Here is an 18,696-nt window from a genome sequence, read left to right on the forward strand (position 1 = left end):
GCGGTCGGACCGGTCAGACCCGAGCGGTGTCCCGGCGGAACAGCCGGGTCGCGCCGACACCGAAGGCCAGGGTCCAGATGACGATGTTGGCCACCGCCGCCATGCTCACGCCGTCGCCGGTCAGTGGCGAGCGGGCCAGCTCACCCATGCCGTACACCGGGGTGAACTTCGCGACCTGCTGGAGCACGTGCGGCAGCACGTCGACCGGCACGAACAGCCCGCCGAACATGGCCAGCACCGCCAGGATCGGCCCGATGAACTGCATGACGTTCTCGGCCGGCACCAGGTAGCCGATGAACAGGCCGAACGCGGCGAACACCAGTGAGCCGACCCAGGCGGCCAGCCCGGACAGCAGCCAGACGTCCAGCGGGAGGCGGACGCCGGCCGCGGCGCCCACCACGAACTCGATGACGACCGCGATCAGGCCGAGCGTCATCGCGGTGGCCAGCTTCGTCGCCACGTACGCGGTCGGCCGCAGCGGAGTGAGCCGTAGCTGCCGGCTCCACCCCAACGCCCGCTCGGTGGCGACCGCGCCACCCGCGCTGGTCGTCGCCACCATCGCCGCGTACACGGCGAGGCTGATCATGACGTACGCCGTGACGGGCCGGCCGTTGTCGAGCGTCTGCCCCCGCTGCGGCAGACCGAAGATGAGGAAGAAGACGCCCGGCATGATCAGCGTGAAGGCGAGGGTGCGGCGGTTGCGCAGCACCCGGCGCAGCTCGATGCCGAGGACAGCCGGTGCGGGCAGGGTGGTCATGGGTCAGGCTCCGATACGTTCGGTGGTCAGGGCGAGGAAGGCGTCCTCGAGGTTGCGGGAGGTGATCTCCACGTCCCGGGCGGCGGTCCGGGTGAGCAGGTGCCGGGCGATCGCGTCCGAGTCGCCGGTACGCACCAGCACGCTGTCGCCGCGTACCTCCACGGCGTCGACGCCGGGCAGCGCGGCGAGCGCGGCCTGGTCCGCGCCGGGCAGGGTGGCCCGCACCGTACGGCCGGCGGCCAGGTTCTTGATCTCGGCGGTGGTGCCGTCCGCGACGACGCGGCCCTGGCGGACCAGCACGATCCGGTCGGCGTACGCGTCCGCCTCGTCCAGGTAGTGGGTGGCGAAGATGACGGTCCTGCCGTCGCGGGCGTCGCGGCGCAGGGCCTGCCAGAAGTCCCGCCGACCCTCGACGTCCATGCCGGTGGTCGGCTCGTCGAGGACCATCAGGTCCGGGTCCGGCAGCAGCGCCAACGCGAAGCGCAGCCGCTGCTGCTGACCGCCCGAGCACCGCCCGACGAGCCGGTCGGCGATGTCGGCGATACCGGCGCGCGCCAGCACCTCGGCCGCCGGTCGGGTGCGCCGGTAGAAGTGCGCGGTCATCCGTACCGTCTCGCCCACGGTGAGGTCCTTGAGCAGGCCGCCGGTCTGGAGCACGGCGGCGATCCGCCCCCGGGCAACCGCCTCGTCGGCGGTGCCGCCGAGAACGCGCACGGTGCCCGCGTCCGGGCGGGCCAGGCCGAGCAGCATGTCGATCGTGGTGGTCTTACCCGCCCCGTTGGGGCCGAGGAACGCCACCACCTCGCCGGGCTGCACCCGCAGGCTCAGTCCGTCGACCGCGGTGACCGTACCGAAGGTCTTGGTGAGGCCGTTCAGCTCGACGGCCGGATGCGTACTCGTCATGGCATTGATCCTGGGGTGTCGCGGACCTCGACTCCTGAAGCGGCCGTCACGTTCCGACCGTGACATTTGTCAGGGCCGGACGGCACGGCTCAGGGCCCGGCGGGCACGCAGCGTGACGGGCCGGCGGGCGAGGACCCCGACGAGCGTGATGCCACCCAGTCATCAAGATGCCCCTGAGTCATCACGCCCACCGGCACATCCGCCCCCGACACAGGCATTCCGGGTCCGGCAGCGGGTAAGCGCGCCGCCGGACGCCGCGACACCGGGAGGACGCGATGGGTGCCACACCGCAGGGCCAGGTCGACACGATCGTGCTGATCCACGGGCTCTGGATGACCCCACGGAGCTGGGAGGGGTGGGCCCAACGATTCACCGAGCGCGGCATGCACGTCATCGCTCCCGCGTGGCCCGGCATGGACCGCTCCGTCGAGCAGTTGCGCGACGACCCCAGCCCGATCGCCGAGCAGAGCATGGCGACGATCGTCGCCCACTACGACCGGATCATCCGGGCGCTCCCGCGTCCGCCGATCATCATGGGCCACTCGTTCGGTGGGCTGTTCGCCCAGGTCCTCGCCGACCGGGGACTCGGCGCGGCGGTGGTGGGGGTACATCCGGCGGCGATCAAGGGGGTGCTCAAGGTGCCGTTGAGCCAGTTGCGCTCCGGCTTTCCGATCCTGCGCAGCCCCGCCAACCGGAGCAAGGCCGTCCCGTTCACCCCGGACGACTTCGCCTACACCTTCGGCAACACCTTGAGCCGTGAGGAGTCCGACCGGGCCTGGCAGCGGTACGCGGTCCCCGGAGCGGGCCGGGTGTTCTTCGAGGGCGCGTTCGCCAACGTCGACCCGCGCTCGCCCGCCCGCGTCGACACCGGACGCGTCGACCGGGCGCCGCTGCTGCTGATGGCCGGCGGGCAGGACCACGTGGTGCCGGCGTCGGTGGTCCGCGCCAACGCGGGGCTCTACCAGAAGTCCCGCGCGCTCACCGCGTACGAGGAGTTTCCCGGCCGGTCGCACTTCACCGTCGGAGCGCCCGGCTGGGAGGAGATCGCCGACTACGCGCTGGACTGGGCGATGCGGGCGGCGGCGCTGCCCCGCGAGGCGACCATCGCCAGCGAGACCCCCCGCCGCTGACGCCCGGCCAGAGGTAATCCGCTCGCCGGCATCTACGTCCGGGGCTGCGAACGGCGCGTGATGTCGGTTAGTGTTCGTCCCTCCACGGAACGTACGAAGATGGCTCGCGTCGCGCGTGGTCGAGCGGGGAGGACAGCATGGCCAGCATCGAACAGGCATTGGTCCGGCTGCGCGCCGTCGCCGCCGGCACCGGCCACCCGACGCTCGCCGAAGCCATCGCTCGCGCCGAGCAGAGCAAACAGCGGCTGGTCGAAGCGGCAACCACCCTGCAGGGCAGCAGTCAAGCAGCGCGACAGAAAATGAGCGTGCTGGGCTGACCGTGAGCATCGGCGAGATCAAAGCGATCCTCTACGAAGCCGACCGCTCGCTCAGCGAAGCCGCCGCCACAGTCAGGGAAATCGGCACTCAGCTCGACGAGGCGACCGGCCTCGCCCTCGCCACCCTGCATGACAGCCAGCACGCCGAGGCCAACAAGGTCCGTGCTGACCTCATTTCGGCCCAACACGAGGTGGAACTGACCCTCCGCGTGATCACAGTGGTCAAGGACAACGCCGACAGCTATCGGGAGTCACTCGGATGACTGGGCTTCTGGCCCAGGTCGTGGCGCAGCTTAACGCCGCGATCGACAAGTTGGACGCCCTCGCCGTTAAAGCGGGCCACGCCCAGCAGGACGTCGCCGAGGCTCGGCGAAATCTCCACCAACTCGCTAGCGGAAGCGAGAATCCGAAGCTCGGCCTGGCGATCAGCAAGAGCGGCAGCGCTGTCGACAAGGCCGGCCGGCTCGGCCGACTGAGTAGCAACGCCGCACAACATCTCGCCAACTACGTCAACGTGATCGCCCCTGGATCTGCCCCCACCCGCCTCGACGAAGACCGCGGATCACCAACGGGTGAACGGGTGGTCGCAGAGGCAGAAGCCAGGGGCAACCGAGCCGAAGCCTTCCTCCGGCGTCACGTGAAGAAGGCGGACGAGACCGAGGGCAACCTTCAGGACGCCGAGCAGGCCACCACGGCCGGGCTTCGTGAGTTGATGCATCAGATCAAGAGCGGCCCCGGCGGCACCGCGACCTCCACCACCGGTCGGTGACGCCGACAGCCTGATCGACCTTCTGTCACCAAGGCGCATCCGCGCCCGATCTCAGCTGCTGCACCTTCCGCAGCGACGACCTGAGCGCCGCGTGTCGCATGGCTCGGCTGACCGTGGGTATGAGCCCGGGATGAGGGCGAGTTTCCGGATCGGTCGGATCGCGGGAGTGCCGGTCGGCGTCAACTGGAGCGTGCTGGTCATCTTCGCGCTGATCGCGTGGGGGCTGGCCGCCAACCAGTTTCCCCGCTCGTACCCGGATCGCTCCGCCGTGGCGTACACCCTCGCCGGCCTGGCCGCGGCGGTGGTCTTCTTCGTCGGCCTGCTCGCCCACGAGGTGTCGCACGCGGTGGTGGCCAAACGCAACGGGCTGGAGGTCGACGGCATCACGCTGTGGCTGTTCGGCGGCGTGGCCGAGCTGAAGGGCGAGCCGCGTGACCCGGGCGCGGAGTTGCGCATCGCGGGCGTCGGCCCGCTGGTCAGTCTGCTGCTCGGGGCGTTCTTCGGCGTCATCGCGCTGCTGTTCGCGCTGGCCGGGCAGGGCGGGCTGCTCTTCGGGGCGATCGCCTGGCTGGCCGGCATCAACGTGCTGCTGGCGATCTTCAACGTGCTGCCGGCCGCGCCGCTGGACGGCGGTCGGCTGCTACGTGCGGCGGTGTGGAAGGCCACCGGCGACCGCACCCGGGCGTCAGTGGTCGCCGCGCGGGCCGGCTGGGTGCTCGGCGCGCTGCTCATCGGCCTCGGGCTGTGGCAGTTCCTGTCCGGCGTCGGCTTCGGCGGGCTGTGGCTGGCGCTGATCGGCTGGTTCCTGATCGGGGCCGCCGGGGTGGAGGAGCGACAGGCCCGCACCGGAACCGCGCTGCGCGGAATCCGGGTCGGCGACGTGATGACACCGCAGCCGCAGACCGCGTCGGCGGACATGACGGTCGCCGACTTCGTCGACCACTACCTCTTCGCGTACCGGCACTCGGCGCTGCCGCTGACCGACCAGGGGCGGCCGACCGGCCTGGTCACCGTGGACCGGGTGCGGGGCGTACCGGCCGAGCGGCGCGCGTCGACCACGCTGGCCGAGGTGGCCTGCCGGGCCGACGAGCTGGTGCTCGCCCAGCCGGGTGAACAGCTCAACGACCTGCTCCCCCGGCTCACCGAGTGCGCCGACGGCCGAGCCCTGGTGGTAGCCGAGGACGGCCGCCTGACCGGAATAGTCTCCCCCAGCGACATCAGCCGCGCAGTCCAACGCGCCACCCTACGCACCCCCACCCCCACCCCCACCCCTTCCCGCTAACGCCCCTCTCCCGCCCGCCCACGCCGCGTCGATCATGGAGTTGCGGTGGGATCAAAACGTCTTCGAAGCCCCCTGAACGGGCACCACAACTCCATGATCGACGTGGGTAGGGCGGCGCGGGGAGCTAGCGGGGGAAGTAGTGGTTCAGCTGGTCGGTTCCGAACTTGTTTTTGGGGTCCAGCTTCGTCAGCAGGGACGTGAAGTCGGCGTACCTCGGGTAGCGGCCCGACAGGTCCTCCGGGTCGGTGACGAAGACCTTGCCCCAGTGCGGGCGCGGAGCGAACGGGGCCAGTCGCGCCTCCACCTCGGCCAGCACGGGTAGCACCGCGTCGGTGTCGTCGACCCAGGTGAAGTGGACGACGAAGCTGTCCCGCTGGTGGTTGGGGCTCAGCCACAGCTCGTCGGCCGCCACCGTCCGCAGCTCGCACACGTGCAGGACCGGGGCGATCAGGTGCGCCACGTCGGCCAGGGCGGCGAGCGCGTCGGCGACGGCGGTACGTGGCAGGTGGTACTCGGACTGCAACTCGTCACCGCTGCTCGGGGTGAAGCCGAGCTTGAAGTGCGGCAGGCGCTCGTGCCACGGGCCCGGCTCGCCGAGTTGCGGGGTGCAGTTCTCCGGCGGCATGCCGAGCACCGGGTGCCGTGGCTGGTCGGCCGGGGTGGTGCCGAGCCAGTCCGCCTCCGGCGGCGGCTGGTCCGCGAGCTGCTTGCGCCACACCTCCCGCAGTCGCGGCCTACGCCAGTCGGTGAAGACACTCACGCTGTACGCCGAGTCGAGCGCCTCGTCCAGCGCGGCCGGGTCGAGGTCGAGCCGTACGTACTGGCGCAGCTCGAAGGCCGGCACCAGGTCCAGGGTGACCCGGGTGACCAGGCCGAGCGCGCCGAGCCCCACCACCATGCCGGCGAACGTGTCGTCGTCGCGGTCGACCCGCAGCAGGTCGCCGTCGGCGGTGACCAGCTCCAGGCCGGCGACGGCGCTGGCCAGGTTGCCGTGGGTGGGGCCGGAGCCGTGGGTTGCGGTGGCCACCGCGCCGGCGACCGAGATGTGCGGCAGCGAGGCCATGTTGGCCAGCGCGTACCCCTGGGTGTGCAGGTGTCCGGCGAGGTCGCCGTAGCGCATCGCGCCGCTCACGGTGACCTGGCCCCGTTCGCGGTCCACCTCGACGGTCGGCGGCAGACCGGCCAGGCTCACGAGGTCGCCGGCGGTGTCGCCGAAGCGGTTGAAGGAGTGCCCCGTGCCGAGGGCGCGGACGCGCCGACTGCCGGCGACGAGGCGACGCACCTCGTCGAGGGAGGTCGGTCGGTGGAACGCCCGCGCCGCGTACCGGACGTTGCCGGCCCAGTTGCGGCGTGGCACCTCGGAAGCTGCGGTCGACGTGGCGTTCGGTCCCGGGGTGGTCACGTGGCGGTCTCCCGATCGGTGGACTGCTGGTCGCTCAGAGCGGCGATGAGGGCGTCTAGAACCGTATCCACCTGGAACGTGTGGTAACCACGCTGGGCGCGCGGCAGACCGGCCGCGCTGGCGCGTTCGATCTCGACGCGGGCTGCCTCCCGGGCCGCCGCGTCGCGGGAAAGCAGGGCGTCCTGGCCGCGCCGGATCAGCCGATCGACCCGGTCCATGGCGTAGCCGCGCAGGCCCACCGCGATGTCCGGGACGGCGAAGGCGGCGCGCCGCAGAGCGAGCAGGTCGACGAAGCGGTCTCCGGCATGCCGGGTGAGCGCTTCGGACACCTGCTCGGGTTGCTCGCGGACCTGGTCGAGAACGAGTAGCTCGATGGCCGGCCGGCCGTCGAGCGGGTGGCGGGAGGTCACCAGCTCACGCGGCATACCCTGCACAGGCACCAGCAACAGCCTCGGCGGGGTCGGGTAGCCATCCTGTCGAGGCGGCTCGTCGAGGACCACCGTGTCGACCTCGGCCCACCGGAACTCCCGGCGCAGGCCCGGCCGCCGGATGCTCAGCCCGTCCGCGTGGATCCCGAACCGGAACGGCCGCAACGCGCTGACCAGCGCCACCGCGCCGAGCGCGATGACACCCACCGCGATGATCGTCCGTAGCAGGGCGCGGTCGCTGGGATAGGCCAGCAGGATCACCCCACCGAGTACGCAGGCCAGGGCGAGCGCACGGGCCCCCCGATTCCGGCGCAATTCCACCCGTGGACCCCCGTTTCATGACCGTGGCGTCGGTCCCGACATCTTCCGCCAGACCGGGCACCGAGGACACCGGACGATCGGGCACGGTTGTTCTCGCCGTCGGCGGGGAACCCTACGCCCATGAGCAGCTACCGTGATCCGGCCGCGCGAGGCGACGTCTTCCCGTCGGAGGAGGAGCTGGACCCGACCGGCAGCGCGGTCGAGCCGGCCAGTGCGCCGCCAAACGTCCGGTTGCCGAACCACCCGGCGCCCACACCCGGTCCCCGGCCGACGCCCGCTCCCGCTCCCGCGCCGACGCCCGTACCGTCGCCGGGGCCACCGCCCCGCGAGCCCGCCGGCGAGTCGCGGTCGATCGTGACGCGCCATCTGGACGGGTCGGTCGAGATCGTCACCGACCTCAACGGTGACGGCGTGGCCGACGTCGTCCAGATCGACGTGGACGGTGACGGCGTACCGGACATCACCTATGTGGACAGCGACCGTGACGGCCGGTTGGACACGGTGCTGCGCGAGCCGGGCCGGCACGCGCAGCACCGCGCCTGACGGGTCACAGGTTCGCCAGCACCTCGCTCGCGACCAGGTCGAGGTGGTCGAGGTCGGCCAGGTCCAGCACCTGGAGGTAGATCCGCTGGCTGCCGATCTTGGCGTACCGGTCGATGGTGTTCAGGACCTCGTCGGGCGTGCCGGCGATGCCGTTGGCCCGCAGCTCGTCCGGGTCCCGGCCGATGGCGGCGGCCCGGCGGGCCACCTCGGCGTCGTCGCGTCCGCAGCAGAGCACCAGGGCGTTGGACCAGACCAGTTCCGCCGGGTCGCGGCCGATCTCGGCGCACACCGCGCGGACGCGCTCGAACTGCGCCGCCGAGTCCGTCGGCGAGGCGAACGGCAGGTTGAACTCGTCGGCGTAGCGGGCGGCCAGCCGGGGCGTCCGCTTCGGCCCCATCCCGCCGAGCAGGATCGGCGGGCGGGGCTGCTGCACCGGCTTGGGCAGGGCGGGCGAGTCGGTGACCGGGTAGTACCGGCCCGGGTGGCTGAACGTCTCGCCCGCCGGGGTGGACCAGAGGCCGGTGATGACCGCGAGCTGCTCCTCCAGTCGGTCGAACCGCTCGCCCAGGGCCGGGAACGGGATGCCGTACGCGGTGTGCTCGTCGCCGTACCAACCGGTGCCGATGCCCAGCTCCACCCGACCGCCGCTCATCTGGTCGACCTGCGCCACCGTGATCGCCAGCGGGCCGGGCAGCCGGAACGTGGCGGCGGTCATCAGCGTGCCCAGCCGGATGCTGCTGGTGTCGCGGGCCAGACCGGCCAGCGTCGTCCACGCGTCGGTGGGGCCCGGGTCGCCGCTCACCGAGCCCATCTTCAGGTAGTGGTCGGAGCGGAAGAACGCGCCGAAGCCGGCGTCCTCGGCGCGGCGGGCGACCGCGAGCAACTGGTCGTAGGTGGCACCCTGCTGGGGTTCGGTGAAGATCCGCAGTTCCATGCTCCGAGCATAGGTAGCCGTCCCCGATGCCGCTCCGGGACGGCCGCCACCGTCGTATACTTTGACAGACATATGACGGCAGGGGCATATTGAGCGGGTGTCCAGCGACGCCTTCACCGTCCTCGCCGAGCCCACCCGACGCCGGATCCTCGACGCCCTCCGCGACGCCGACCGCAGCGTGAACGAGCTGGTCGACGGGCTCGGTGTCAGCCAGCCGGCCGTCTCCAAACACCTGCGGGTGTTGCGCGAGGCCGGCTTCGTCTCCTGCCGGGTCGCCGCCCGGCGGCGGATCTACCGCCTCGACCCGGGTCCGCTGCGAGCGGTCGACGGCTGGCTCGACCCGTACCGCCAGCTGTGGAGTCGTCACCTGGACGCCCTACAACGGCACCTCGACAGTCAGGAGCAGTGACATGGACCGCGACACGTTCCGCCCGAGCCCACCCGCCGAGGCGCGCGCCGAACACGCCGACGGCGGTGCGACCCTGGTGTTCGTCCGCGACCTGCGGCACCCACCCGGCGCGGTCTGGGCGGCGCTGACCGATCCGGCACAGCTCGCGCAGTGGGCGCCGTTCCTCGCCGACCGGGACCTCGGCAGCCCCGGCGCCGCCGTGCTCACCCTCGTCGACGGCGAGACGTCGGTGCAGCAGACCGCGGCCGTACGCCGAGCCGAGCCGCCTCACCTGCTCGAGTACACCTGGGGCGACGACCTGCTGCGGTGGGAGCTGACGGCCTCGGGTAGCGGCACCCGGCTCACCCTGCGACACACCGTCGCCGAGCCGGGCGCGCTGCCGATGGTCGCCGCGGGCTGGCACCTCTGCCTCGACGTGGCCGACCGGCTGCTCGACGGAGACCCGGTCGGCCCGATCCGCGGCGCCGAGGCCAAGGACTTCGGCTGGCCCGCACTGCGCGACGCGTACGCCGAGCGGCTCGAAGCGGAGTGACCGCGTCGATCAGACGTACGGTCGGGTGGCGTACGCGGTGCGCAGCGCGGCCAGCCCGGCCGCCTTCGGCGACAGGGTGCCCCACCCGGAGTTGAAGTAGTTGGTCCGCGCGATGAGGGGACCCCGCTCGGCGTTGAGCTGGGCGATCGCCGCCGGAACGGTGGCGATCCAGGCGGCCTGGTCGGGGATCTCGGCGGACCGCACCCCGTACTCCGCGATGATCACCGGCCGGGACAGCGCCACCGGGCCGAGGTCCGCCACCGCCCAGTCCTTGGTCCGGCGGAAGCGGGCCAGCGCGGTCTGGCCGGAGGCGGTCGCGTAGGCGTTCCACTGGAGGTAGTCCAGTCGGGACATCAGCGCCTCGGTGTGGGTGCGCTGGAAGCACGCCCGGTCGAAGCCGCCCACCCCCACGGAGAAGGTCGTGCCGGTGGGCAAGGTCCGGGCCTTGAACCAGGTGACGATGTACGACACAGCCTGCACCGCCCGCGCGTCGGACTCGGCCCAGGTGTACGCCTTGCCGGCCTCGGTCGTACCGAACTCGTGGTCGGTGTCCAACTCGGACGCGAGTTGGATGTTCACCCCGAAGCCGAGCGTCCGGTACTGGGACAGGGCCCGCGCGAACAACCCGTCGCACTGGCCGTTGAGCACCTGGGTGTAGCCGTACGCCTTCGGCCAACTGGTGCCCGGACGCTGCTGGATCGTCATCGACGGCGCGGGCACGGTGTAGGTGACGCCGTCCACGGTGAAGGTCTGCGGCCCGGCGTCGCCGGCGCCGTAGTGCTTCAGCTCCAGGACCATGTTCATCTGCACGCCGGCCTTGCCCAGGTTGACCAGCCACGGCCGGTTGTAGCCGGGAAAGATGTACCCGTCGGCGAAGCTGCGGTACTGGGTCAACGAGCGGAAGTTGCCGCCGGCCATGTCGGCGGTGGGGTCGGCCCCGCCGGACAGGTAGTAGCCGCCGAGCACCGGTTGGCGCACGGTGTAGTCGACCCCGGCCGTCGCCGTGTGTCCGGCGGCGTCGCGGACCTGGACGGTGACCCGGGGCATCACGCCACCGCCCGGTACACGGCGACGGAGCCGTTGTCGGAGACCCGGGTCCAGGTACGCCCGGAGTTGTCGGAGACGGTCACGGTGAGCGGGTCGATGACCGCGGTGACCTTGACCGGCGCGCTGCTGTTGCCCTGCGCGTCGGTGACCACGATGGTGACGGTCAGCGGTTTGGTGTCGGCGTCGGAGTACGTGACGGTCAGCAGCATCTGGTCACCCGGCGAGAAGACGGATGCGTTCAGGGCTGCGGTCGCGGTGGGAGCCGCCATGACAGGGCCTCTCTGATTCGGTCGCCCGGCCCGGCGCGCGGGTGAGCGACGCCGAACAGGGCGGGATCCACGATGCGTGTGGTCGACAGGGCACGTGGGCGACGTGCCGGTGGGCGACGTCGCCGGCGGTGGACGGTGACACCGCTGCGGGCGCCTCCAGCGGTGTGGGACGGCCGAGCCGTGCGCCTCGTCGGGGCCGGCGGCGGTGCCGGGCCCGCACCGGCGGGGCCGGGCCGGCGAGGGCGGCACCGGAGCGGACGATGCTGTCCGTACCGGGCCCGCGGGTGGGGATGTGGCCCGACATCCCTCGCCCTCTCGCCTGCCTTAAGGGTCCTCTACCAGGGGCTTTACCGTCTTGTCCGGTTAGCGACATCTGTCCTCGACGGACGGATTGCTCACCTGCGCCGCCGCTGGCCACCGCGGCGCGGCGCACGCCGCGAGCGCTGACACATTCGTAAACTTGGACGGCAACTCGGCGTAAATGTGGTGGTTTCTACTGCGGATACCATGCGGTCGTCTCCGTCAGGTGCGACCGAAAAGGTGCCGAGTGCTCAGGACGGCGAGAAGAGTCAGCACGACGATGAGCATCTGGCGGCAGGGCCTGTGGCGGTACCGCCTGACCGCCGCCGGCGTCGGCCTGGCGATCCTGAGCGCGGCGACCGCCACCCAGAGCCCACCGCTGGCGCTCAGCGTCGCGGCGGCCACGGCGGGTCTCCTGGTCTCGACCCTGGAGATCCTCGCCAACCGTCGACGGACTCGACAGTTCCGCTTCCATCCCCGCGACGGCGACGACTATCGGGACATCGTCGAACAGGTCCGGTACCCGAGGCGGGTCCTCACCAGTGCCCACAGCACCGGCATCATCCCCACCGACGAGAGTTCCCGGCTGCGGGGCCAGCGCATCCGCTGCGCCGTCTCGCCGACGAGCTACGTCCTCGGCCGGGACCTGCGGCGCTGGTCGTTCGACTTCCTGGCCCGGCACGCCCGGACGGCCGCCATGTACAACGGAGCGGTGTTGGGCCTCGCCGACGACCTGCCGACCGGTGCCGACGACCCGGTCGTCACGCTGCGGCCGGCGCACTACTTCGACTTCTTCTGCAGCAACCTGCTCGCGCCGTACGACGTCTACGAGGCAGGTCGGGACACCCGACCGATGCGTGGCCGTGACCTGATCCTCGACCACCGGGACCGGCTGCGACGGTTCGCCGACAGTCGGCTGGCAAACGTGGTGGGCATCTCCACCCTGGCGTTCACCCTCGACGGACGGCTGCTGCTCGTCGCACAGACCCGGGACAACGTGGGCAGCCCCGGGCTCATCGCACCCTCCGGATCCGGTTCGTTGGAGCCCGGGGACGCGGCGGCGACGGTTACCGCGCCCAGCCTTCAGGAGGTCATCGTCGCTGGCGCGCTGCGCGAACTGCGCGAGGAGTGCCACCTCGAACCACACGAGATAGCCGAGAGCGTGGTCCTCGGCTTCGGGCGGTGGATCAGTCGGGGCGGCGTGCCGGAGTTCTGCACGGTCACCCTGCTCAAGGTCACTGCCGACGAGGTGCTGCGGCGGGCCGTCCTCTGGACGGAACGGCCGTACGTGGGTGAGGTGCTCGCCGTACCCGTTCCGACCACCGCACAGTGGGATCCCGACGACCCTCTCGCGCTGCTGCCCGCCGAGAATCGGCACAGCGCCTCGTGGCCGCTTGCCTTCGGTCTCTCCTGCCTCACCGACTGCATGACCGACGAGGCCTGGCCACAACGCGCGGCCCTGACGGCGCTCGTCGACCAGTAGGGACGTGTGTCAGAGGCTCTGGTCGAGGTGGTCGGCGGGGACCGACTGGAGCAGCCACGCCAACGGCATCTTCGCGTGCTCCTCGTACGGCCCGTTTCCACCCAGCCGGTAGAGGGTGACCGTCTGCGCCCCGTCGCGGTCCACGACCCAGTACTGCGAGATGCCGGCCGACGCGTACTCACGGACCTTGGTCACCGAGTCCATCGCCTCCGAACCCGGCGAGACGATCTCCACTACAAGCGCGATTTCGGTCACCGACGCCCAGACACTGCGGCCCGGCGGCTTGCGCCAGACGCTGAGATCGGGAATTCGGCCACCGTCACCACCCGGGCCGGAGATCCGCACACCGACGGCTTGAAGCACCTGCTCGGCGGGCCAACCAGCCATAATCAGCCAGGCAAAGAGCCGACTCGCGATCGTGGCGTGCTCCGAATCGGGCGGCGGCATGACCGACAGGACCCCCTCGGGGCTGGTCTCGTAGCGGTGGCCATTCGGATCGGCGGAGTTCATCGCCGCGACGTCGTCGAGCGTCACGACGGCGGGCATGTACATGCCTACGGCCTCGGCGCTCATGGCCCACATCCTAATGGCCAGTAGTGGGATCTGCGGCCGCTGACGTCCCGGTTTGCGCCTACCGAGCGCGCCGAATCACCGCGCAACCGGCTCGCCGAGCCGCGCGACAGGCGCGGTTACTGTCGAGCCATGCCACTGCGTTCCGACGAGATCGAGGTGTTCGAGCGCTCCCGGCCCCGCCTGGAGGCGATCGCCTATCGACTGCTGGGCTCGGCCAGCGACGCCGAGGACGCGGTCCAGGACACGTTCCTGCGCTGGCAGGCCACCGACCGGGAGCGCGTCGAGACGCCCGAGGCCTGGCTGACGAGGGTACTCACCAACCTGTGCCTCAACCAGCTCACCTCGGCGCGCGCCCGGCGCGAGACCTACGTGGGCACCTGGCTGCCCGAGCCCGTCCTCGCCGGGGACCGGATGCTCGGGCCGGTCGACACCGTCGAGCAGCGCGAATCGGTCTCGATGGCGGTGCTCACCCTCATGGAGCGGCTGTCGCCCAACGAGCGCGCGGTGTACGTGCTGCGCGAGGCCTTCGGCTACCCGCACAGCGAGATCGCCGAGATCCTCGACCTCACCGAGTCGAACTGCCAGCAGATCTACCGGCGTGCCAAGCAGCACGTCGCCGCCGGCCGGGCGCGCGGCGAGGTGGACGACGCCGCCGCCCGGCAGATCGTCAGCGAGTTCCTCACGGCGGCCAACAGCGGCCAGATCCAGCGGCTGGTGGAGTTGTTGACCGGGGACGTGACGAGCGTCGGTGACGGCGGCGGCAAGATCCCGGCCCGCACCACGCCGGTCGTCGGCGCGCTGGCGGTGGCGAAGTTCCTGCGCGGCCTCTTCCGGCCCAGCGACGTGAAACGGAACCTGGTGGGCGGCAGCAGCCCCGCCCTCTACGCCGAGGTCGTCAACGGCGGGCCCGCGGTCGTCGTCGTGACCGGCGAGCAGGTCGTCGGTGTCATGTCCCTGGAGATGACCCCCGAGGGAGTCGCGGCGATCCGCGTCCAGGTCAACCCCGACAAGCTCGAACGCGTCACCCGCCAGTGGTCCGTCACCGCACACTCGGAGCCGCTCCTGCACGTCTGGTGACCCAGGTCATAGCCGCCTCCTGTCAGCAACGGCGTCGCTGCCCGGTTCAGGTAGCGACCATCGCCGAGACAGGAGCGCCGCCATGAAGCACCGCATCGTCGTCCTCGGAGCCGGCTACGCCGGAGCGACCGCCGCCGGCCGCCTCGCCCGCCGGTTGCACCCCGACGACATCGAGATCACCGTTGTCAACGCCGAGGCCGACTTCGTCGAGCGGGTCCGCATGCACCAGCTCGCCGCCGGCCAGGACCTCACGCGCCGCGAGCTGAGCCGGGTGTACGCGGGCACCGGCGTGCGGGTCCGCGTCGCCCGGGTCACCGCCGTCGACGTCGACCGCCGCACCGTCGCGCTCACCGACGCGCACGGCAACGACGAGATCGCGTACGACACGCTCGTCTACGCCCTCGGCAGCGCCTCGGCCGACCACGGCGTTCCCGGCGTCGCCGAGCACGCGTACGACCTCGCGGGCCGACCGTCGGCGCTGCGGCTGCGGGACCGTCTCGCCCACCTCGCCGCCGGGCAGCGGGTGCTCGTGGTCGGCGGGGGTCTCACCGGCCTCGAGGCCGTCACCGAGATCGCCGAGGCCCGGCCCGACCTCGACGTCGCGATCGCCGTCCGCGGCGGTCTCGGTGACTGGCTGAACGGCAGGGCGCGACAGCACCTGCGGGGCGTCACGAACCGGCTCGGCATCTCGGTGCACGAGCACACCGACGTCGTTCGGGTCGAGCCGGCCGGCGTGGTCAACGCCGACGGTGGCACGATCCCGGCCACGGTGACCGTGTGGACGGCCGGCTTCGCCGTCCACCCCATCGCCGCCGCCACCGGTCTGACCGTCGCGGCCACCGGGCAGATCGTCGTCGACGACACCATGCGGTCCGTCTCGCACCCGGACGTGTACGCGGTCGGCGACGCCGGACTCGCCGCCGGGCCGGGCGGCAAGCCGCTACGGATGTCCTGCGCCTCGGGAACTCCGATGGCCTGGCAGGCGGCCGACGCCATCGCCGCGCGCCTGACCGGCCGGACGAAGATGCCGAATGCCCCGCTGCGCTACTTCAACCAGTGCATCAGTCTCGGCCGCCGCGACGGCATCATTCAGTACGTGACCGCCGACGACCGGGCCAAGCCGTCCCAGCTGACCGGGCGGCTGGCGGCCCGCTACAAGGAGGTCGTCTGCAAGGGCGCCGCCTGGGGGATCTCCCACCCGATCCCGTACCCGGTGCGCCGCCGCCGGGTCGTCGCGACCCGGACGCGGGCCACCGCCTCGATGTGACCCCTCAGGAGAATGTGCGGCGTGCCCACGTCCGGAAGTCGGTCGTGGGCAGGCCGAGCGCCCGGGTGATCTCGGGACGGGCGGGACTGCCGTTCTCGTTGATCCGCTCGACCGAATTGACCATGGCGGGAAGCAGTCCGCGTTCGACGGCTTCCCGCGGAGTGAGCACGGGCGCGGAGATCGTCCGGCCGGTGACCTCGCTGAGGATCGCGGCCACCTCGGTCATGGTGAGCAGGTCGCCGGCGAGTTCGACGTCCAGGCCGTCGAGCCGTCCCGGGTCCGTGAACGCGATCGCCGCGGCCTCTCCGATGTCGTCGACGGCGACCCAGGGAAGCTGGGCGTCCGCCGCGAAGCCGGTGATGATCGTGCCGCTGGACCAGTCACCGAAGAGGTACGACCAGCCGACCAGGTTCTCCATGAACGTCGAGGGCGCCAGGACGGTCCAGTGCGCGAAGCCACCGGTGCGGACCATCTCGTCGATCGCCGCCTTGCTCTCCCAGTAGTGCCGGTCCCAGCGGCCCTCGGCCCAGCCGGGCTGGCTGCGGTGGAAGTCGCCCGCGCCGGACACGCTGCTGTGTACGACGTGTGCCACGCCGGCCCGGCGGGCGGCCTCGACGACGTTCCGACCGCGAGTCAGCTCGGCGTCGCCCTGCAGGTTCGCCACGTCGGGAAACGGGATCGAGAAGAGGCCGTCCATCCCCTGGGCCGCGGCGAGCAGGGAACCGTACGCGCGGATGTCGTCATGGCGGACGTGATGACCCTCGCCAACGCCATCTCACTCGCCGCCCAGCCGGCCGACGCCACGAAGGCGGAACGACTCCTGGCCCTCTCCCTGGCGGGAATCCAGCCCCCCGCACGGTGACCGACCTCAATCCACGATGGAGTGTTCGGGGCTGGCGAGCTTGACTCGATCGTCATGCTGGAACCCGATGCCCGCGCCCGTACCGTCGTTGGAGGACCCGTGCGCAAGCCAGCCAGGACCGCAGCCGTCCTCGTCGGGCTCGGCGTCGGCGGCGCGGTCGGTCCGGCCCTCGGGCCGGCCGCCGTCTGGTCCGGTGTCGCGGTCGCCGCGATCGGAGTCGCGCTCTCCCTGATCGGCACCGGCGAGTCCCACCTCGTCGAGGACGGCCTGGCCGACCGGGGGGAGGACGACCAGGCCGCCGCCGCTCCGCGACGGCGCAAGCGGGAGACGCCGACCCTCAGCGGCCTGGGCACCCGGGTGGAGCAGATCCTCGACCTCGCCGAGAAGCAGGCCGAGGACCACCGCGCCGTCGCGCGACTCGAGGCGGAGAGCATCGTGACCGCCGCGCGGCGGGAGGCGGAGTCGATCCTGAACCGCGCGCACGAACAGGCGGCCGGGATTACCGGTACCCGCTGGGAGCCGCCTTCCTACGGCGTCGGCTCGCCGTAGCGGCCGGAAGGTAGCCGCGCAGGTCCGCGTGCGATGTCACCGGGCCGACGATGCTCGGTGGTCGGTGCCGCACAGCGCCGTCTCGACGCTCTCGTTCACCTCGGCGAGCATCTGCTCACCGGTCGGCAGGCCGGTCACGGCGACCACGGCGCCGCGGCCGTCGCGGGTGACCAGGTTGCGGGTCTCGAACCCCTGGATGTCCCCGCCGTGACCCCAGGCTTCGACGCCGCAGGGCAACTCGTGGCTGGCGATGCCGAGCCCGTACGCGTACTCGCCGGTCGGCTCGAAGCCGGGCGCGGGCACGGTGGTCATCATCGCCTTCTGCTGCGCGGGCTTGAGCAGCCGGCCGTCGACGAGCGCCTGGAAGAAGGTCCGCAGCTCGTCCGGGGTGGAGACCAGTTGGCCGGCGGCCCAGCCCAGCGACGGGTCCATGTCGGTGACGTCCACCCACGGTGCGCCGGGGCCCACTGCGACGTAGCCGTGCGGGTGCGTACCCCGAAGAGACTGCTCCCCCACTCCCGGCCAGTAGGTGTCGCGCAGGCCGAGCGGCCTGATGATCCGGTTGGTGATCTCCTCGCCGATGGGACGCTCGGTGACCTGCTCGACGATGAGCCCGGCGAGGACGTAGTTCGTGTTGCTGTACTCCCACCTCGCGCCGGGCGCGAAGTGCGGCGCGTTCGTCAGCGCGGCATCCACCAGCCGCCTCGGCTGGTAGTACGAGTGGCTCTTGTCGATGAGGTCCTGCGCCTTGGTGAAGAGCACGTCGTCGTAGTCCGCCAGGCCGCTCGTCTGCTGCAACAGCTGACGTACGGTGATCGCGTTGCCGTCGTTGCCGTGACCTCGCACGACTCCGGGCAGGTAGTGCTCGACCGTGGCATCCAGGTCGATGCGTCCCTCCCCCACCAACTGCAGGACGACCACCGCGGTGAAGGTCTTGGTGTTGCTGCCGATGCGGACCTGGCCGTCCCGGTGAACCGGGCGACGCGTCTGGAGGTCGCCGACCCCGGCGGTGTAGTCGCGGACCCGGCCGTCGGCCCCCCGTACGGAGGCGAGGACGCCGGGGAAGCCACTCTCGCTGACCAGGCCGTCCAGTTGCCGCTGCACGGCATCGGGTGGCCCGGCCGGGCGACCACTGTCGGTGGCGGCGAACGCGGCGGACCCGGTCAGGATGGTGGCGGCGGCCAGTGTCGCGGCGACCGCCCGCAGGGCTGGGCGGCGCGTGGACGTAACGGCGTGCGGCGGCATGACTGCTCCCTGGAGTCTCGGAAACGCTTGACGCCATCAAGGGTTCAAGAATTCCGATCCGGGGACGATCCCCGCAGCTGCCCTCCTGCTGGTACAGCCTGCGCTACCCGGCCGGCCGGGTCTGCTCGACCAACCACAGCGGCGGTGGTGAGCGGTATACCTCAGTGGAATGTTCATACCTCTGAGGCATACCGCACTTCAGCACACCTAGAACCACCCGCTTCAGGGGCGGGACGAGCACCTCCATGTCGTGCCGTCGTGGTGCGAGACGCAGACCACCAGGATCTTCCCGATGAA

At 71.5% G+C, this 18,696-nt stretch carries 22 protein-coding genes and 1 pseudogene; 13 read left to right on the forward strand and 10 right to left on the reverse strand.

Going from position 1 to position 18,696, the window contains the following annotated elements; genetic code table 11:
* Nucleotides 1-13 precede the first annotated feature (13 nt).
* Both ACQP03_RS26615 and ACQP03_RS26620 read right to left on the reverse strand, forming a co-directional pair.
* Nucleotides 14-757, reverse strand: a complete 744-nt coding sequence (locus ACQP03_RS26615; protein WP_357393290.1) for an ABC transporter permease — start codon at nt 755-757, stop codon at nt 14-16.
* 3 nt (nt 758-760) lie between these two features.
* A complete protein-coding gene (locus tag ACQP03_RS26620; RefSeq protein WP_357173598.1) occupies nt 761-1,660 on the reverse strand; it encodes an ABC transporter ATP-binding protein in 900 nt (299 codons plus the stop codon).
* Nucleotides 1,661-1,935: 275 nt separating this feature from the next.
* Here ACQP03_RS26620 and ACQP03_RS26625 point away from each other — a divergent pair, with 275 nt between their 5' ends.
* The 5 genes and pseudogenes from ACQP03_RS26625 (at nt 1,936) to ACQP03_RS26645 (ending at nt 5,158) form a co-directional block, all read left to right on the forward strand.
* On the forward strand, nt 1,936-2,790 hold the full coding sequence (locus ACQP03_RS26625; RefSeq protein ID WP_357132393.1) for an alpha/beta hydrolase: 855 nt from the start codon (nt 1,936-1,938) through the stop codon (nt 2,788-2,790).
* Nucleotides 2,791-2,927: 137 nt separating this feature from the next.
* Complete coding sequence (locus ACQP03_RS26630; RefSeq protein ID WP_433458894.1) at nt 2,928-3,107, forward strand: hypothetical protein; 180 nt, start codon at nt 2,928-2,930, stop codon at nt 3,105-3,107.
* Between the two features lie 2 nt (nt 3,108-3,109).
* The gene (locus tag ACQP03_RS26635; RefSeq protein WP_357173589.1) at nt 3,110-3,370 is read left to right on the forward strand and encodes a hypothetical protein; all 261 of its coding nucleotides are present in this window, start codon (nt 3,110-3,112) and stop codon (nt 3,368-3,370) included.
* Nucleotides 3,367-3,649 (forward strand): annotated as a pseudogene (locus ACQP03_RS26640) (hypothetical protein); the annotation flags it as partial. The gene ACQP03_RS26635 and the pseudogene ACQP03_RS26640, both read left to right, overlap by 4 nt.
* Nucleotides 3,650-4,006: 357 nt before the next feature.
* Nucleotides 4,007-5,158 (forward strand): site-2 protease family protein, encoded by a 1,152-nt coding sequence (locus ACQP03_RS26645; protein ID WP_433458896.1) that lies wholly within the window; start codon nt 4,007-4,009, stop codon nt 5,156-5,158.
* 124 nt (nt 5,159-5,282) lie between these two features.
* Here the strand turns inward: ACQP03_RS26645 and ACQP03_RS26650 are convergent, their stop codons facing one another.
* Together ACQP03_RS26650 and ACQP03_RS26655 are read right to left on the reverse strand one after the other, a co-directional pair.
* Nucleotides 5,283-6,515 carry an FAD-binding protein gene (locus tag ACQP03_RS26650; RefSeq protein WP_433461218.1) on the reverse strand — a complete coding sequence of 411 codons (1,233 nt, stop codon included), beginning with the start codon at nt 6,513-6,515 and terminating at the stop codon, nt 5,283-5,285.
* 41 nt (nt 6,516-6,556) lie between these two features.
* Nucleotides 6,557-7,309 carry a hypothetical protein gene (locus tag ACQP03_RS26655; protein WP_433458898.1) on the reverse strand — a complete coding sequence of 251 codons (753 nt, stop codon included), beginning with the start codon at nt 7,307-7,309 and terminating at the stop codon, nt 6,557-6,559.
* Between the two features lie 120 nt (nt 7,310-7,429).
* On the opposite strand from ACQP03_RS26655, the gene ACQP03_RS26660 reads away from it, so the two are divergent.
* The gene (locus tag ACQP03_RS26660; RefSeq protein ID WP_357132374.1) at nt 7,430-7,852 is read left to right on the forward strand and encodes a hypothetical protein; all 423 of its coding nucleotides are present in this window, start codon (nt 7,430-7,432) and stop codon (nt 7,850-7,852) included.
* 4 nt (nt 7,853-7,856) lie between these two features.
* Here ACQP03_RS26660 and ACQP03_RS26665 read toward each other — a convergent pair whose 3' ends face one another.
* Nucleotides 7,857-8,786 carry an LLM class F420-dependent oxidoreductase gene (locus tag ACQP03_RS26665; protein ID WP_363660260.1) on the reverse strand — a complete coding sequence of 310 codons (930 nt, stop codon included), beginning with the start codon at nt 8,784-8,786 and terminating at the stop codon, nt 7,857-7,859.
* 97 nt (nt 8,787-8,883) lie between these two features.
* Between ACQP03_RS26665 and ACQP03_RS26670 the strand changes: the two genes are divergently transcribed.
* Nucleotides 8,884-9,195: an ArsR/SmtB family transcription factor gene (locus ACQP03_RS26670; protein ID WP_357132369.1), complete on the forward strand. Its 312-nt coding sequence runs from the start codon at nt 8,884-8,886 to the stop codon at nt 9,193-9,195.
* Nucleotide 9,196: 1 nt separating this feature from the next.
* Complete coding sequence (locus ACQP03_RS26675; RefSeq protein WP_357132366.1) at nt 9,197-9,727, forward strand: SRPBCC family protein; 531 nt, start codon at nt 9,197-9,199, stop codon at nt 9,725-9,727.
* A 9-nt stretch (nt 9,728-9,736) separates the two neighbouring features.
* On the opposite strand, the gene ACQP03_RS26680 is transcribed toward ACQP03_RS26675, so the two are convergent.
* Nucleotides 9,737-10,774: a hypothetical protein gene (locus tag ACQP03_RS26680; RefSeq protein WP_357132362.1), complete on the reverse strand. Its 1,038-nt coding sequence runs from the start codon at nt 10,772-10,774 to the stop codon at nt 9,737-9,739.
* Nucleotides 10,774-11,043, reverse strand: coding sequence for a hypothetical protein (locus ACQP03_RS26685; RefSeq protein WP_355051350.1), 270 nt, complete (start codon nt 11,041-11,043; stop codon nt 10,774-10,776). Before ACQP03_RS26685 ends, ACQP03_RS26680 begins: the two co-directional genes overlap by 1 nt.
* Before the next feature lie 580 nt (nt 11,044-11,623).
* Between ACQP03_RS26685 and ACQP03_RS26690 the strand changes: the two genes are divergently transcribed.
* The gene (locus ACQP03_RS26690; RefSeq protein ID WP_357132359.1) at nt 11,624-12,826 is read left to right on the forward strand and encodes a hypothetical protein; all 1,203 of its coding nucleotides are present in this window, start codon (nt 11,624-11,626) and stop codon (nt 12,824-12,826) included.
* Nucleotides 12,827-12,835: 9 nt separating this feature from the next.
* Here ACQP03_RS26690 and ACQP03_RS26695 read toward each other — a convergent pair whose 3' ends face one another.
* The gene (locus ACQP03_RS26695; protein WP_357393282.1) at nt 12,836-13,399 is read right to left on the reverse strand and encodes a Uma2 family endonuclease; all 564 of its coding nucleotides are present in this window, start codon (nt 13,397-13,399) and stop codon (nt 12,836-12,838) included.
* Nucleotides 13,400-13,528: 129 nt separating this feature from the next.
* Here ACQP03_RS26695 and ACQP03_RS26700 point away from each other — a divergent pair, with 129 nt between their 5' ends.
* The gene (locus tag ACQP03_RS26700) at nt 13,529-14,476 is read left to right on the forward strand and encodes an RNA polymerase sigma-70 factor (RefSeq protein WP_357132353.1); all 948 of its coding nucleotides are present in this window, start codon (nt 13,529-13,531) and stop codon (nt 14,474-14,476) included.
* An 82-nt stretch (nt 14,477-14,558) separates the two neighbouring features.
* Complete coding sequence (locus ACQP03_RS26705) at nt 14,559-15,743, forward strand: NAD(P)/FAD-dependent oxidoreductase (protein ID WP_363660259.1); 1,185 nt, start codon at nt 14,559-14,561, stop codon at nt 15,741-15,743.
* Nucleotides 15,744-15,747: 4 nt separating this feature from the next.
* Here the strand turns inward: ACQP03_RS26705 and ACQP03_RS26710 are convergent, their stop codons facing one another.
* A complete protein-coding gene (locus tag ACQP03_RS26710) occupies nt 15,748-16,440 on the reverse strand; it encodes an NmrA family NAD(P)-binding protein (protein ID WP_433458903.1) in 693 nt (230 codons plus the stop codon).
* 45 nt (nt 16,441-16,485) lie between these two features.
* On the opposite strand from ACQP03_RS26710, the gene ACQP03_RS26715 reads away from it, so the two are divergent.
* Nucleotides 16,486-16,605: a hypothetical protein gene (locus ACQP03_RS26715; protein WP_433458905.1), complete on the forward strand. Its 120-nt coding sequence runs from the start codon at nt 16,486-16,488 to the stop codon at nt 16,603-16,605.
* Between the two features lie 99 nt (nt 16,606-16,704).
* Nucleotides 16,705-17,154 (forward strand): DivIVA domain-containing protein, encoded by a 450-nt coding sequence (locus ACQP03_RS26720; protein ID WP_357173569.1) that lies wholly within the window; start codon nt 16,705-16,707, stop codon nt 17,152-17,154.
* Between the two features lie 36 nt (nt 17,155-17,190).
* Here the strand turns inward: ACQP03_RS26720 and ACQP03_RS26725 are convergent, their stop codons facing one another.
* Entirely contained in the window at nt 17,191-18,399 is a 1,209-nt protein-coding gene (locus tag ACQP03_RS26725; RefSeq protein WP_357393275.1) for a serine hydrolase domain-containing protein, read from the reverse strand.
* Nucleotides 18,400-18,696 lie beyond the last annotated feature (297 nt).

Origin of the sequence: Micromonospora sp. CA-248212, from assembly GCF_050948405.1 — a bacterium.
GTDB lineage: Bacteria > Actinomycetota > Actinomycetes > Mycobacteriales > Micromonosporaceae > Micromonospora.

Coding starts and splice junctions, on each gene's coding strand:
- ACQP03_RS26615 (WP_357393290.1), bottom strand. CDS start 757: ATGACCACCCTGCCCGCACCGGCTGTCCTCGGCATCGAGCTGCGCCGG.
- ACQP03_RS26620 (WP_357173598.1), bottom strand. CDS start 1,660: ATGACGAGTACGCATCCGGCCGTCGAGCTGAACGGCCTCACCAAGACC.
- ACQP03_RS26625 (WP_357132393.1), top strand. CDS start 1,936: ATGGGTGCCACACCGCAGGGCCAGGTCGACACGATCGTGCTGATCCAC.
- ACQP03_RS26630 (WP_433458894.1), top strand. CDS start 2,928: ATGGCCAGCATCGAACAGGCATTGGTCCGGCTGCGCGCCGTCGCCGCC.
- ACQP03_RS26645 (WP_433458896.1), top strand. CDS start 4,007: ATGAGGGCGAGTTTCCGGATCGGTCGGATCGCGGGAGTGCCGGTCGGC.
- ACQP03_RS26660 (WP_357132374.1), top strand. CDS start 7,430: ATGAGCAGCTACCGTGATCCGGCCGCGCGAGGCGACGTCTTCCCGTCG.
- ACQP03_RS26665 (WP_363660260.1), bottom strand. CDS start 8,786: ATGGAACTGCGGATCTTCACCGAACCCCAGCAGGGTGCCACCTACGAC.
- ACQP03_RS26675 (WP_357132366.1), top strand. CDS start 9,197: ATGGACCGCGACACGTTCCGCCCGAGCCCACCCGCCGAGGCGCGCGCC.
- ACQP03_RS26680 (WP_357132362.1), bottom strand. CDS start 10,774: ATGCCCCGGGTCACCGTCCAGGTCCGCGACGCCGCCGGACACACGGCG.
- ACQP03_RS26685 (WP_355051350.1), bottom strand. CDS start 11,043: ATGGCGGCTCCCACCGCGACCGCAGCCCTGAACGCATCCGTCTTCTCG.
- ACQP03_RS26690 (WP_357132359.1), top strand. CDS start 11,624: ATGAGCATCTGGCGGCAGGGCCTGTGGCGGTACCGCCTGACCGCCGCC.
- ACQP03_RS26695 (WP_357393282.1), bottom strand. CDS start 13,399: ATGAGCGCCGAGGCCGTAGGCATGTACATGCCCGCCGTCGTGACGCTC.
- ACQP03_RS26700 (WP_357132353.1), top strand. CDS start 13,529: ATGCCACTGCGTTCCGACGAGATCGAGGTGTTCGAGCGCTCCCGGCCC.
- ACQP03_RS26705 (WP_363660259.1), top strand. CDS start 14,559: ATGAAGCACCGCATCGTCGTCCTCGGAGCCGGCTACGCCGGAGCGACC.
- ACQP03_RS26710 (WP_433458903.1), bottom strand. CDS start 16,440: ATGGACGGCCTCTTCTCGATCCCGTTTCCCGACGTGGCGAACCTGCAG.
- ACQP03_RS26715 (WP_433458905.1), top strand. CDS start 16,486: ATGGCGGACGTGATGACCCTCGCCAACGCCATCTCACTCGCCGCCCAG.
- ACQP03_RS26725 (WP_357393275.1), bottom strand. CDS start 18,399: ATGCCGCCGCACGCCGTTACGTCCACGCGCCGCCCAGCCCTGCGGGCG.